Annotated in this window: 6 protein-coding genes; 1 reads left to right on the plus strand and 5 read right to left on the minus strand. The window is 51.7% G+C overall.

What is annotated here, in order from left to right; genetic code table 11:
• Positions 1 to 63 precede the first annotated feature (63 nt).
• Positions 64 to 2,583, plus strand: a complete 2,520-nt coding sequence (locus tag H6F86_RS24470) for a dynamin family protein (protein ID WP_190452179.1) — start codon at positions 64 to 66, stop codon at positions 2,581 to 2,583.
• 734 nt (positions 2,584 to 3,317) lie between these two features.
• On the opposite strand, the gene drmC is transcribed toward H6F86_RS24470, so the two are convergent.
• From drmC to H6F86_RS24495, 5 genes are all read right to left on the minus strand, one after another.
• Positions 3,318 to 4,118, minus strand: a complete 801-nt coding sequence (gene drmC, locus H6F86_RS24475; protein WP_190452180.1) for a DISARM system phospholipase D-like protein DrmC — start codon at positions 4,116 to 4,118, stop codon at positions 3,318 to 3,320.
• 2 nt (positions 4,119 to 4,120) lie between these two features.
• The gene (locus H6F86_RS24480) at positions 4,121 to 5,992 is read right to left on the minus strand and encodes a DUF1998 domain-containing protein (protein ID WP_190452181.1); all 1,872 of its coding nucleotides are present in this window, start codon (positions 5,990 to 5,992) and stop codon (positions 4,121 to 4,123) included.
• 13 nt (positions 5,993 to 6,005) lie between these two features.
• Complete coding sequence (gene drmA / locus H6F86_RS24485; RefSeq protein WP_190452182.1) at positions 6,006 to 10,019, minus strand: DISARM system helicase DrmA; 4,014 nt, start codon at positions 10,017 to 10,019, stop codon at positions 6,006 to 6,008.
• Positions 10,016 to 12,106 (minus strand): UvrD-helicase domain-containing protein, encoded by a 2,091-nt coding sequence (locus tag H6F86_RS24490; RefSeq protein WP_190452183.1) that lies wholly within the window; start codon positions 12,104 to 12,106, stop codon positions 10,016 to 10,018. Before H6F86_RS24490 ends, drmA begins: the two co-directional genes overlap by 4 nt.
• A 210-nt stretch (positions 12,107 to 12,316) precedes the next feature.
• Entirely contained in the window at positions 12,317 to 15,073 is a 2,757-nt protein-coding gene (locus H6F86_RS24495) for a DEAD/DEAH box helicase (RefSeq protein WP_190452185.1), read from the minus strand.
• Positions 15,074 to 15,146: the final 73 nt, after the last annotated feature.

The raw sequence follows: 15,146 nt of genomic DNA on the forward strand, positions 1-15,146 counted from the left end.
ACAGTTATCCCTGGCTAGCTTGGGCATATTTCAAGAAAGTAACCGCTTAAGGCTAGAAAACCCATGGGGATTTTGGAAACAGTTGATCCCAAGGCTATTGAGCTACTGTCCAGGATCACCGGAAAAAAACTTGAGGCACGGGAGGTTACACCGCCAGTGCTTTTCCTGTCAGCTCTGATCACGGTGCTTTTGGGTGTAATGTTTGCTGATCAGCGAGTGACTGAAGAGGAAAAGCAGCGCTGGCAAAAGACTTTAACTCGTTTCATGCCAGCAGAGGGCCAAGTACGTCAACTGACTCAGTTGCTTAGTAAAGGCATTCGAGAGCAAAAGGTTTATGCGCATGCCGAGCAAACCCTGACCTTACTGAGCTCGTTTTCTGAGTCTGAAAGGCTACTGCTCATTGGCTTTGGCTATGAGATGTCTGCAGCAGATGGAGCGATCGATGAAGCAGAGAAACAGTATTTGCGTCAGGTGGCGCTCTTGATGGGACTAAAGCCTGGCTATGTAGAGGTTTTGGAGGCTGGCTTTACACAGCAAGCTGTTCAGGATTTAGCAGCCTTAGCAGCGGTTAAATCCCTGCTTGATCCCGCTCGCTTCCATGAATTGGAGACGCTGTTTGTGAAGGCGGCAAGCGAGTTACGCTCAATCTTGCCCGCAGTTCCAGCACAGACAATGCTGCTGTCGCACGTGACGTCTTATGAGCGCCTCAAAGCATTCCAGACTTCTCGTAAGCATCTTGATAGCCTGTGCAATCAGCTCTATAACACCATTCAAGCGTGTTCTGAGCGTGGTTTTTTACCCAACCATTTTGTCGAAGCGGTAGCTAAAATCTCGCGTAAACTACAATCGCAGCGCTTTCGGTTAGCCGTTGTCGGAGAATTCAGTCAAGGCAAATCAACGTTACTCAATGCGTTGCTAGGTGAAGAAGTGCAGCCGGTCAGAGCGATTCCTTGCAGTGGTACGATTACCACCCTGCGGCATGGTGAACGCAAACAGGTGCTTTGTCGCTACAAAGATGGACGACAGGAAGAAATCTCGATTGACCAGTATAAGGAAAAAGCCTCTATCCCAAAAGCGGCTGCGGTCGCCCATCACGGTGATGCACTGGCAACCACGGAACTTGAGGAAATCATCTTCGAGCACCCCGCTTTAGCTTTGTGCCAGAGTGGGGTTGAAATCCTTGACTCTCCCGGTTTGAATGAACATCCTGACCGAACGGCAATCACGGAACGACTGCTGAAAGATACGGATGCGGCACTTTTTCTGACCAATGCTTCACGCCTGCTGCCAGAGAAAGAAAAAGAATTAATTCAGTATGTAAGAATGCAGTTGACCGGTAACGCTAAGCTGCCGGCGGAAAACTTGTTTGTGCTAGTCAACTTTATGGACTTGCTGGACAACGAAGACGATCGTCACGACGTGACCCAACGGCTTGAGGACTTTGTGTCAGCAGAAAATCTGCTCGTCCCTGAGAAGAATCGGATTCACTACATTTCCGCTAAAGCTGCGCTTAGACGGCAAGAGGAGTATCTACAATCCTTTAGAGCGTTTACACAGGCGATCGAGCACTTTCTCACGGTTGAGCGTGGCTCCATCACAATCAAGCAGTCTGTCAATAGCATCACAGATTTGGTTGAGCTGATTTTGGTCGAATTGCAACAAGCTGAAAAGCTTTTAGATGGTGAAGTGTCACTCTCTAAAGCTGAAAGTCAAAAAGTTTTAGAGCAAATTGGCGAAGCCAGTGGAAGGGACGTTAAGCTTCAACTCTTGTCGGAGCAGGTATTCGATTCAGTCATTGAAAAAACTGAGGAGTCTTGGGATCAATGGGTTGAGGGGCTTGACGAACGCTTAGCTGAGAAAGCGGAGCAGTGGTCTTCTGAACATTCAGCCCTCTGGAGCCGCGATCAGTTGATTGCTGACTATGCCAAGCAGTTCAATAATGACCTTTCAGCGGAACTAAATGAGTGGATCGAAAAGCAGCTGAAGCAAGTTATCCTGCAACCTTCCTTAGTCGGTCTTGATGCTGAAATCAAAAAAGAGTTGAGCGCGATTCAGGCTGGCATTGAAGACATTGACGTCTTGAAGAAAGCCCAGTCTTCAAATTGGGTGTTTTACAAGGATGATAATGTTGCTTTGGGTGACTTTGGTTTTCTTGGAAACCTGGGACTAGCTGGCTTAGGCGTTGCCGTTTTTGTACCAGCAATCATCCTCGCTGGTCCCATCTTGCTCACTGTCGGTAGCTTAGTCGCTGGTGGCTTGTTCGGCACTGGTGTCGGTGGCGTATTAGGTATTGATGCCGATATTAGAGCCAAAGTTTTTGAGAACGGCTTTGAACAGTTTGATGAATCTTTGAGTAAAACGTTTGAGAACATTGGTGAAATGATTGGTATAGCCTTTCATGAAAGACTTGAACGAGTGGATGCGGTAGTTGCAAGAGCAATTTCCATGTACGAAACTTTGCTAGAGCAACAGGAGCAGGTCCATCAGAAAACCTTGAAGCAACGTGAGGTCGAAAAAGCCTGGCTTGGTCAGCAGTCTCTCGAATTGGAGCGCTTGAATAATGAGGCTGCAACCGTTTGTTAGCTGGAGGTGTACCACGTTAACGAGCTTTTCTCGTTAACGTGGTACACCCTATTCATATGGCGAGTGAAATATCGGTTAAACGCAACTTCTTGCAGCTACTTAGGGTAAGGAGCGCGAGAAACTATTGGTAAGTGTGCTACAAGCAGAGTGACAAAAGGGTAACAACCGCTGAAGAGTGTAATGCTTCGTTGCTCACTAAATACTTGTAGTACCTTTGTAGGAGTAGTGTAATACTTCGTCAGTAGCAGGAAAAATGGAGCGGGAAATTATGTTCAAGCGAGGACCCATATCCTAATGCTACGACCATCTCCTCGCCACGTTTTTGATCACCCTAGTCTGCTTGGTCTTTCCTAACTCAACGTGAGTTCGGGTTAAGCCGAAGGCTAAAACCCCTACTATGAATAGCTTGAGTTAAGTAGCCAGCCAGTCACCCTTTCTCAATAAGACCTGCTACTGCAAGTATTTGCAACTGTGAGACTTATTGACAAGAACTTGACCGAGAGCGTGGTGCAAGCCGCGGAAAATCAGGGCTTCTAGCGATTCCTTATCCCGAACTCACGTTAACTCAAGCAACAGACGACAAATTTGAGGGACAACACTTCGACCGTAAAGAAGCTGGACGTCCACAGGGTAATGGAGCGCTTTCGAGTAACACACTGAATGGAGTCAAAGAGCTAGTCGTTAAGACGTTGTCTGCCTTTGCTAACAGCAATGTTGAAGGTGGAATTGCGCTCTCAGTGAGTCAGGACACCAGATGAGATAAGGCTGTTGATCTGCTGAATCACCTGTTCTGAGAGGTTTCGATTATGAATCAGGACACCCATTTCGATATTGAGTGACATGGCATAGGCAGTGAGATTAGCGCTGGAAAGGAAGAGATGTTGCTGATCACAGACTGCACATTTGGCATGCAGAGAGCCAAAGCGTCCTTGCTCATCCACAGGCCGTTTCCCTTTAGGCCAAACATAGACTCGAGAACGCTCTAAAAGCTCAGATCCAAAAGTAGCTGCCATGCCAAAAGAGATTTTGCCGTCGCTAGCTTCAGGGGTTTCAGCGATGATGCGAACGTTAACTCCACGATCGAGCGCAACAATGAGTGCCTGAACAATTTCAGGAATGTTGTAAATGGCAAAACTGACAATCAGGAGATCCTGCTGTGCAGCACGAATCAATTGCAACAAGGCTTGATCGGTGCGTCGCAGAGGTAGTGCTTCTGGATTGGGTCCGGTCCAAACCAGTTCAGCCGCGAGTTCATGTTGGAGGCTCTTTCGGCAGTGTGCGGCGGTTGCTAGGGCGACCGCGATCGCGTTGCCATCCAACAGAAGCGCCTCGGTCTGCCACACATCAATCAAAGCACTAAGCAACTGTCGCCATGAAGCTCTCGGCAGTAGGGGCAGAAGCTTGTGCTTTAGTGTGGACGACTCACTAAAGCCAATAGTCATGAGCACTCGCAGTAGGGAGTCCAGGGTGGAATCTGGCACTTCCTGAGCAACCTGTCGCAACTGCTCCAGCAGTTTGGCAGAGAGGATAGCCACGGTTAACCCACCGGCTTAAAGAAAGCAAGGGACTCTAATTCAGTTTTCACCGTTGGGATCAGGAGTGTCCGATCAAGGTATTTGTTGCCCCGTTCGCAGGAGGTCTCTGGGCTGAAGAGGCAGGCATGGCAGGCAGCCCAATGTAAGGAGTTCAGGGATTGGAGCGGGCTATGCTCTGCACACAGCGGGTCCGAGGCACATAAGCGCATCTGCTCTAAAGCTTGGCCAATATGACGACCGAGTGTCGTTGGTGCTCCTAAACTCACTAAGCCACCCAAGGTGCCTTCACTATCGGGTGCCGCTGTATAAAGCAGAATGCCTGCCATGGGTCCGTTAGCCTCATCCGGAGACCTGGAGTAAATGCGCTCCCTTAAACTAGCGGCGCTATAGCCACATTCAATGGCTAACTGTCGCATTAAGGCATGCGCGAACGAATGTAGTAGAAAGTAGCGAACGCCAGGGTAATTGGCATCAGGATCCAGCGATCGCATGATGCGCCAGCGTCGATGTGCTGCGACACTCTGTTTTTTATAGGCTTGCAGTTGTGGTAAGCTCTCCCATTGAGCAATTGCCAGTTCGTTGAATTGCATAAAAAGACCTTCGCCGCGCACTTCGGTTGCTGGTACCCACTTTGGCTCTTGGCGGCTCAGTGGTGCCCAGTAGTCTTCCGGCATCTCTCCAGTTTCCGTAAAGTCACCGGGCGATTCAATGCGGGTAAAACCCACTAGGGCGCGGACTTCCCGTAGGCGTTCGACTAACACTACTTTGTTGAAATAAGCTTCATAGCCTTTCGGCGCTGCCACAGACGAAAGCCAAAAATCAGCCGAATTGAGGCTGGTATCTGCCTTGGAGAAAACCTGCCACTCGGGTGTTTTGATGTCTTTAGCTTCATCCTCCGCGTTGTCCACTGTAGCCGAACGTCGCTGCTCCATCTGCACCCAGAGTTCGGCGTCTGTATACTTCGCAAACTCTTTCAGTTGACCAATCAGCCGGAAAGCAGCCAGCACTTCCAGACTGACGGCTTTTGACAGCACTGTCCAGTGCTTCTCCACCAGTTGAGCCAGCCGATCGACCGTTGTGGGGATGGAGAGGACAGAGAGGGTAATCGGAAACCAGCTATTCGAGGCTCCCAAGGAAATGCCCACCATTTGCTGATCACAACCGCCCTCAGCAAAATTTCGTAGGTGGACATGGCGACCGCGACATTGAGGCAGATATTTTTTGCCCAGCTCCCCAAAGGCATCGGACATGCGACGATTAGCACCACAGCCATCGCATTTGACCTCAATATCAGCCGCTGAGCCGGAGACACCATACTCATGCAGCCGCAAGGTGCCCCTTTGACAATCGACACCGCGATGGACGAAGTAACGCCAGGGAAAATCATCCAGATGCCCGTGTCTGCAAGCCACGAGAAAACGGGCAGGGATGACGGTGGGTGGGTGTTTACCTTTGGGACAGTTGGTGTGGCGGTAGCGGTTTTGATCCGAGCGAAAGCGATCGGTCTTGAGGTCAAAGAGTCCAGACTGGAGCGGAGCCAGGAGACGGCAATGCGGACAGAGCATCCACGTAGGGAACGGTGAGACCGGGATGCCGACACGCTGGCTCTCGTCTAAAAGGGGCGACAGGCTCTCTGCTTCTGGTGGCACCGGCGGAGAGAGTAACCGCTTGACCGAGTAGCTGAGCGATCGCCGTACAACTGCCAATAAGCGTTCTTCTCCCAGTTCAGCCGCATGGGTCAGCTCCCAATCATCCAGTCCCATCACCATTGTGGAGAGGTTCGGCAAATCAATGACGGCACCAATGCCAGCCGAAAAGAGAATTTGGCTCGGACGGAGTTCACCAACTTTGCTGCGGGGTTGTGCTTGTGCCATGAAAGCTTTTTAATCAGGGTGAACTGGGCATGGGTTGGGGGGCGCGGAAATCATCCTCTGGAATGCGATCATCCAGAATCAGCCCAATTGTCGGCTCCACATTCCGCAGTGAATTCAAGCAGGTGAAAGGTTGCCAGTCTCCCTGTCCCGGTTGAGTCAATAAACCAGTTGTGATGCCGTCCTTTTTGGGCTTGTAGCCTAACACGGCTCCACCAAGCAAGTTGTCTGACTGTTCTAGCCAGTAATCGAGTTTTGCTTCTAGTTCTTGCCTGACCAAATCCCGGGTTTTCAGACCATCGACATTAGCCGCACGTGTCACGATCGTTTCGATGGCGGCTTGGATGTACGGATGATTGCGATCAATCCGCCCCGCTTTTTCATTCTGGTTGAGTTCGATCCCCTGCAACCGTACCAGGGAGACAAACAAAGCTGCTAACCCGCGATCAATCGCGCGAGGCGCAAAAGGCGTCACCGAGAGTGCTTCGACATGCTTATAAAAGGTCGTGTGATAGTGTTCAAACTGCTCGTAGTGGGACAAATCTCGTGGTCGTGCCCAGTTATAGACGGTGAAGACAAGACCTGGAAAAGCACGTCCGACACGAGACGTGGCCTGAATGTACTCTGCCGTCGTTTTCGGCTGCCCTGTTACCACCATTGCGCCTAAGCGTCGTACATCTACACCCACTGAAATCATGTTGGTGGCCAGCAGCACGTCAATGGGTTTACGAGTGTCTATTTTCTTCTCGCGATGTGGATTAAAGGGCACTTCCAGCGCATCAAGCACAACGGGGATATCGGTAGAAGCAATGCGGGAGGTCAGTTCTTTCACCTCTAGGCGTGATCGCTTTGCCAGTCCGCGTTGATCCATCTTGCCCAGGCGCGACTGAATATCGTCATCCACCAGACGTCTTGTACCACCGAGCTCTCGCATGGAGTTGAAGTAGCCCACTAACGTCATCCAGGGGTCAGCCGCTTCGCCATATTTGTCGTAAAGTGCCTGTGAGGCAGCTAGCACGGCTGTGTAGACCCGAATCAAGGCTGCCTTTAGCCTGCGCCCTGTCGCGCAGATACCTAAGTAGCGTCGTCCCGGATAGTCTTCACCAGGTTCGCGTTGGAGGGAGAAGAAGTTGTCGGTGACATCCAAACCTTGCGGTGGGAAAACCTGTACCTGACGCAGGAACAGATGATGAATCTGGTCACGCGCCTGCCGGATGGTCGCTGTGGAAGCGATCACTTTAGGGCGAACGGTTTTACCGTCCACTGTCCAGGAACAGAGTTTGTCTACTGCCGTTTCGTAGAGACCCACCAGTGTCCCAAGGGGACCACTAATCAGGTGTAGCTCGTCTTGAATGATTAAATCTGGGGGACGTAAGGGATTGGAAGGGAGAGTTTTAGCCAGTGGCTGACCATACTTGGCAGGATGGCTGAGCGAATCCTCGATTTCAGGCGAGACAAAACCATGTCGTTGACAGTAGCCGTCTACCTGTCCAAACAACATTTGCACAGCACCATTCCATGGCATCTGGGCAAACTTATCGACGGTGGCAATCAGCAATGTCGGTAGACGACGGTAGATTTCTTCATCGACCACCAGAATGGGCAAGCCTTCGGTTGGCGATTGTTTCTGACTAAACAGACAGCGACCGAGGGCATCACCACAGTAAATCAGGGTACGTGCCTGTCCTTTGGCAAAAGACTCCACTTTGATGTGCTGCTTACCGGGATCGATTGTGGTACCGCACCAGGGGCAATTCGTTAATTGATGGGGAGAGCCACTGCTGGTCGGTTGATATTGTCCCAATTTTTGCTTGAGGAATTCTTCGCTTTGCTCTGTGCGGTTAGGAGTTGTTTTCTGACCGACCCATAAGCCAATCCGAAAGGGCTCATTGCCCCATTTAGCAGTATCCTCTCGACGGATCGCTTCGCAGGCACAAATCAAGGCTGTGGCCCGCTGGAATTGCTGCAGCGTCAGTAAGCGCAGGGTGTAACGCATTAACACTGCCACACCGGCTTCTCCAGACCGCCCGGCGATCGTGCCTTGTAAGCGTCGTAGCCCGATCGTGTAAGCAGTCAAACCTAAGTAGGCTTCCGTCTTACCACCCCCAGTGGGGAACCACAGCAGGTCAGCGATCGCTTCGGTTTCGTGGCTGCGATCCGGGTGGTGCAGGTCACTAATACTGGGTAAGTTCAGCAGGATAAAGGCTAGCTGGAACGGTCGCCAGGAACGATTTTTGGGCATATCAACAGTGTTTAGTTCAACAGCCTCGCCGCGTCGTTTCTGTTCAGCAAAGAGTGAATGTACCCGTTGCTGCCACATGGCTCGGTTAGCAAACTGAAACGCTTCGAGGGCTTGTGGGTCCGCTTGCAGTAACGCTAGCCCTGCCTGAATGCGCTCTAACGTACGGGTACAGTTTGCCAACGTATCGTTGGCGATCGTCTCATAGCCTTGCAGTTGGGCACTGGCATCCGCGACACGAGCCGCCTGCTCAACAATCCAGGCGGCATAGGCCGTGACCAGGGGCTTCAGTTGCTCCAGCAGTGCGATCGGGGGAGCCTCGGCTAACACCTGCATGTCCAAAACGAGTCCTGCTAGTCCCGGTATCTCGTCGGGTGTGGGCGCATCCGTTTTGGGAACTTCGTAGGTGGGCACAACCCTTGTGCATAGACGCACAGCGCGATCGGTGCTGCCATCGGCTAACTCTGCATGAACACCCGTCCCAAGTCCCACGGCAAATTCAACCTGATGCCGATAGAGCATGGCCATTGCCTGTTCTTCGGCGTACTGCACCGGGTCGAGCTTACCCAGTAAGCGTTGCTGCGCTTTGCGGATGAAAATATTGCGCTGCTGTAGGTCTGCGGCTTCTACACTCAATTCAGGCTGAAACAGCCATGCCTGGTCAGGGGAACGCTCTGGTTCTCGCTGTTCGTTAACCAGGAACAAACTGATGATCCAGTCATCATCACAGGCACGGATTTGCCCGCGCACATAGACCTCGCGGTCTGGGTCAATGCGCCAAGGTTCAAGGCCACCTGCTTGAAGCGGTATCGGTGGGGATTGTCCCACGACAGGATATCTTCGCCAAACTGTTTTTGGCGCGCCAGTGGGTGTTTCTAACGCTTCACTTTTGGCACGTTCGTACTGCCCCCAGCCCGCTTTGATGGTGATGGCTTGAGCCGTACCGCTCACACAAAAGCTCAGGCCCAGCGAAGACGGGAACATGGTTTCGCTGACTGGATTAGTCGTTTCAGTGGTGCCATCGTCAATCGTCCCTGTGCCACCAACAGCCAGTTCATCCAGCTGTTCGGTGCCTTCATCTACAGTGCCAGTTTTAGCGGTAGCGAGTTCGTCTGTTGGCTCTGCCTGATCATTGGTTGGAGCCGAACGGTTCCGTCGGTGGAGGGGAGCCAATAAGCCGACCAAGTAGCGATCGCTGACGCGTGCCTCATCCACTTCTTCGTATGCCCCGCCTGCTGGACCTAACAAATCCGCCAGTACTGCCTGTTCCAACTCGGCTCGGATTTGATAGTGAGAGGGTGGTTTCAAAACGGGTGGGGCATCAGACGGGAGCGGTTGCTCCTGGCTAGCAGCAGCCTCAGCAGCGGGCTGCTGGGCTTCCTGGGTCTTCATCGGCACAAATTGCATCTCGATCAATTTGCCTTGTCCTTCGCCCTGCTCCTGGGTCGTTGCCACAAATTGGGGTTCGACCAAACTGGGTTGCTGCCAAACTGTAGGCGCTACCTTAGCAGGCGTTGCTACGGCTTTCACCGTCTTGATCCGTTTGGGTGCGGCTTGCAGCGCCTGCACCACTTTCTCGGCGATCGTGTCCGATAGGGTGCTGTCTTCGCAGTCGAGTACATCGGCATCATCAGACAGATCTAGCCCTGCCAGCAACACCGAAAGCTGCGGCTCAGAGGCAGAAACGACGGCACTCCAGTCCAGTTGCGCCGTACGCTCGCGTAACTGTTGGTTGACCGCCACCAGATTTAAAGTTCCCGGCAGTATGGCTGGGAGTTTAATAATTTTCATGCGTTGCCAAGGTTCCAGAGACAAGGATCGAACGTTTGGAGCAGAAGCGGTGGCTGCTTGGCCGGTACCAGCACCAGCAGGGCACGCATGGCTCTCGTCATTGCCACATAAAGCGTGCGCCGTTCACGGGTCAAAATTTCCGTAACTGCCTCTGGCGCAGTACCTCTGACAATCGTCGGATAGGCACCTTCCAAAAAGCCAGCGATCGCCACGATCGGGAACTCCAAACCCTTTGCCGCTTTGAGTGGTAACACCTTTACCCCTTTGTAGCTGAGATCCAGGTCTTTGCTGGTCATAAACCGCGCGTCGAGGCTCAGATAGTTTAGTTGTCCTGTGATGTTTTTACCAGCTTTTTCGGTTGGCACCAGGATCGCACAGGCTCCTAGCCCTAAGCGAAATTCATGGGCGGCGGTACGGCAGAATTGAGCCAGTAGACTGCCTTCAGAGGCACGATCGGGGATGGCACGCACCGCTGGCGGTGGTCCTGTATGGATATAGGATCGCTCCTTGTCATTGTCTTCCAACATGCCATCTTGCAGGTAGGCAATGGCAGCTTCGCCAATTTCTTGGGTGGTGCGGTGATTCACTTTGAGGATGCCTGTGCGCCCCACGAACTTGAGTGACTCATGGATTTCACTCCAGCGGAAACTGCTGCCGTAGATGGACTGATTGGCATCGGCAGTAATGAAGAGACGCTTGGGTGCCTTACACAGTTGAATCAGGAATCGTAGCATGGTCGGGCTCAGATCCTGAGCTTCGTCGATGATGACGGCATCGTACAACAGTGGTTCTGGAGCAGCTTGCAGTAGGGCTAACGCACGGTTCCGCAGTTGTGCCCAAGTTTCCATACCCTGGTCTGCCAGCAGGCGATCGCAGTGCTGTCGTAGTTGCCAGATAGCTTGCCGCTGCACCTTGTTGAGTGGAAGGTTGCGTCCGGTGCGAGGAGTGGCGCGGTAAGCTTCTAGCGTTTCGAGTCCTCTGGCATCAATCATCTCAGTCAGTTCTTCCAGCAGGTATTCCGGTTGCAGTCGTTCCAGAATTAGCCGTTGTGCCTGTTGCTGTAGTGCCTTACCCTCTAAGGTCGCGATCGCTTGGGGTACAGCTTTTTGCACTAACTTCAGCAGGTCTTTGGTAGGAGCAAGGTTCGGTGCTCCTGTGGCGTGACAGACCAATGAGTAAATCAAGGTATCAGCTGTCTTGACCTCTACAAACTGAGCATCTTGCCCTAAAAGCTCTTGCAGCAGTTGTTCCGAGAAGGTAACAAGGGCATTTGTGTAGGTAGTGAACAGAATGCGGGGCTGACTGACACCACTGGCTTGCAGTTGTTGCAGGATTTCGCGGGTACGGTAAAGCGCCACCGTACTTTTACCGGTACCAGGACCGCCTTTGAGCAGTGTCGGACCCATAGCATTGCTGGCCCAGGTGACAAATTTCTCTTGTTCGGGATTGAGCTTGAGCAGGAAGCCCAGCAAATTCCCTTCTTTGAAGCGCAGCAGTGCGTCGGGGCTACCCGTGACAAAACTGGGTTGATTGAGAACCTGATCAAAATTGGGAGCCGTGATGCAATCGAAGAGGCGATCGCGAACAGCACCATCAACATCGGCTTCTAACAAGTCATCGAAGGTACGGCAGGTCAGCAGTGCCGGAAAACAGGTTTTGGGAATGAGTAGGCGTTCCAGCAGTGCTTCCGTTAACTCAACCGGTAAAGGGGTTTCAGTTTGAGGCGGTTTAGGCTCCGGCGATTGCGGTTGTTCTGGAGTCAACAGATCATCGAGCTTGGCAAGGGCGTTGATGTCAACCTCAGTCTCCTCCGCGACCAGTTTATCGCCCTTATAAACGTCCTTACGAGCATCAACCCCCAAGAGCGCTACCCAACCGTCGCCATAGGTGTAGATGATGCGGAAATCGCCAGAACGCAAACGGTAGATGTCGCCTTTGTACCCATGCAGTTTTTTCTTCAGGCTGCTGTGGGGGTTGGGGTCATCCCGCAAGACCTCAATCTTTTCCAAGATCTGCATGACTCGCTCCTTGGGAATGGCGAGCAGTTGGTTGGTAAAAGTAGGCTTGTGAATGATCTCGAAGGGCATAAATTAAGACGGCAATGGGGGGTTCGTAGCGTTGAATAAAGTTCTTAAAGATGAACAAGCGGCTGTGAGGCTTCTCAGCTTCTTTATATGCAGCCAAAAAGTACTTCCAAGCATCATTCCATTTATGCGTTGAGCAGGTCCCTTTCTAGTAAAGCCATTCCACACTGAATCGTCACTACTTCTCAGAAGTGGCTCATTTGAATCGGTCTTTTACCAGAACTGAACGCCAAAGCGTTCATTCAGATTGTCTAGAAAGCGATCACACTCTTGATAGGTCGCCCACCGACGCTCGTACTCTCGAAAGGTACTGGTATGCCCTTGTTGCAGATAGAGGTGCAGGTACTCATGCCAGAGCAAATATTGAATCACGTCTTCACTAACATCGGGACTATCAAGCAGGCGGTTAAGCCGGATTTTACCTTGCCCATGAGGCTGACCGGGCTCCCAGTAAGCCTGTCCATACCAACCTTTCACTAAGCGCTTTGTCCATGCCACAGAGTGCCGCTGAGGCAATGGTCGATCGAGCCCTAGCAAGCCGGAAGCCAACTCCAGCACTTTGATCATCACGCGATCTAAATTGTGATGCGGTCCCGGTTGTAGCGTTTCTTCGGGTCTGGGGTGGAAAATTGGCACTGCACGCTGAGAGCGAGTGCTCGCGTCTGGGTGTTGAATTTCGTAGAGAGCATCCTCGATCGCGGCTCGAAAGTCTCGGAGCGAAGGGTAAATTGCTTGAGCCAAAGCGGTGTAGCGTTCCTCAGTAAAAGTATTCTGTGCCTTGGCTCCTAAGTCGGCTTCAAAAATGTGATTGGCAATGCGGTACGGATCGCACGCTTCTCGATTAACGAGGTCGTTATACTCTGGGCAATCTCCATCTGCCAGCCGATGTGCGATGACTTTTTGCACATCGTGTTGAGAGGGTAGGGGATAATCAGAATCACAGAAGAAGTCATCGAAGTCAGTATCTGCTTGCATCGTTTCAAGCGCTGCTTGGGACCGTGCCCATAAATCCTTCAGCAGTGCTTCCCAAGATGAATGTTGATGCTCGTAAACGGCAATCACCTGATAAACATCTTCACCATCCTGGTCGCGGGAGAGCAGATACCAACCATGGGGGATTGCTTCAAAGGCATCTGCCTCAAAACCCCGTCCCTGTGATGCCATTTGAGCCGCTGTTGCTCGAATTAAATCCCAGGGCAGCATCGAAACCAATGTTGGAGTCACCACCTTTGCAGGTTTGTCAGGATCGACAGGCTCTGGAGGCACAAGGTCGGGAACCAGCGCCAGTGGGCTTTGCCATTCACGGAAGCGTTCCCAGTGGTCTTCAAACGAGACAATGTAAGCCTCCTTCGTTCCGCCAGCTTTCGCACCTCTCAACGCACGTCCAATCATCTGACGCATTAAAATTTCACTGACCGTTGGACGAGTCAAAAAGACGGTTTGGATGCCAGGAATATCGACGCCTTCAGTGAGAATCTGGACATTCACCAGCACATCGATCGCGTCTTCACTAGCTTGGTCACGGAAACGATGCACCCTTTCCCGATTGTTGGTCGGTTCGCCGTCAAGACGATAGCTGGCAACATAGTCTGCTTTGATACCCCTGGCTTGCAACCGTTCCGTCAGGAGTGCGGCATGGGACACATCGATCGCAAAAATTAAAGTCTTGCCATATTTCTCGTGGTTTTGCAGGTAGTGATCGACAATGAGACGGTTCCGTTCTTCCAGGTGGCCAATGCGCTGGAGCCAAGCTTCACTCAGGTCATGGAATTGCGCGAGAAATTTTTCATCTTGCGACGTCACCCCTGCCTCCACCTCAGCCTTCGTTGCGACCCGCACTGGTAAGGGACGAGCCAGAAACTGGCGCTCAATCAGGGTTGTAATAGGTATGTCGTGAAGAATACGGTTGCCAAAAAGTTTGGCAAGGGTGCCTCGCTCAGTTTCTGCTGTGCGCGTAGGCGTGGCAGTGATGCCCAAAATACGGCGATTATCTATTGTTCCCAAGCGGTTAATCAGCGCCTGGTAGCTTTTAGCTGTAGAGTGATGCGCCTCGTCAATGACCAGAAAGCTCTTAGGGTCAGCAAGAATTTTATCAATCAGGTCAGGGCGACGGGCAAGGCTGCTGACTGAGGCAATCAGGATTTGGTCTGCCGGATCAATTTGGGTGGTCGAGCAGTGAATGCCAGAAATAATACGAACCCTCAGTTTTTCGAGTTGGGTTGCGAAGCTCGCCAAAGTGTGAAACTCTCGTGCTGCTTGCTCTAACAATTCATGCCGATGCGCCAGCCAGATTAAACGATAGCCACGATTAATCACGTTCTGCATCAACCAACGGGCACTGGTAAAGGTTTTCCCTGACCCCGTAGGCATTACCAGCAAGCCCTGAAAAACCTTGGTTACTTCGGACTCTGCAAAATGAACCGATAGTTGGTCCCAAGCTTCGATTTGATAATCGTAGGGCTGACGGGAATCTACAGGCTGTTTAATCGGATCGAGAATAGCAAAACGAGGCACAGAGCCATCGGTGGGAAACAGAAGGGGATCATCCGGTTGGCGATCCTGGTCGCCGTAGCGCAGCATTGCTTCCAACAGTCGTAGCCGCACTGTTTTGGAGTTACGGCATTTTCTGACGTAAGCAACGCAATCCATTTGAGTTTTGGGATTGCCGAGTGGACCGATGCCTGCATCAATTAACTGCTCCACAATCTGAGGAGTCCCAGAATAGTCGGGTAGCCAGCATTGTTCTAGCGTTGATTTCATGCGCTCAACGAAGTATTCATCCGGGCGGCTATATTGATTGGTCAGCCAGGTTAGTGGATCGGACTCTAAATAAGAAGAATAGCCATTTGCATGGGCGATCGCTTTTACCGTCCCTTCACTAAACGCATCCCAAGAGAAACGGTATTTTCGACCCATTGATGATACCTGTTGAGTGCCACCTTCTAGGGTGCCCACTTCTGGCTGGTACAAACTTAACCACGCGATGAAGCGGAATGATGAAATGTAGTTTTAATAGTCATCATCGCCTGATGCCCATATGTCA

It is taken from the genome of Phormidium sp. FACHB-592 (assembly GCF_014695795.1).
In the GTDB taxonomy this organism is placed as follows: Bacteria; Cyanobacteriota; Cyanobacteriia; order Leptolyngbyales; family Leptolyngbyaceae; genus Stenomitos.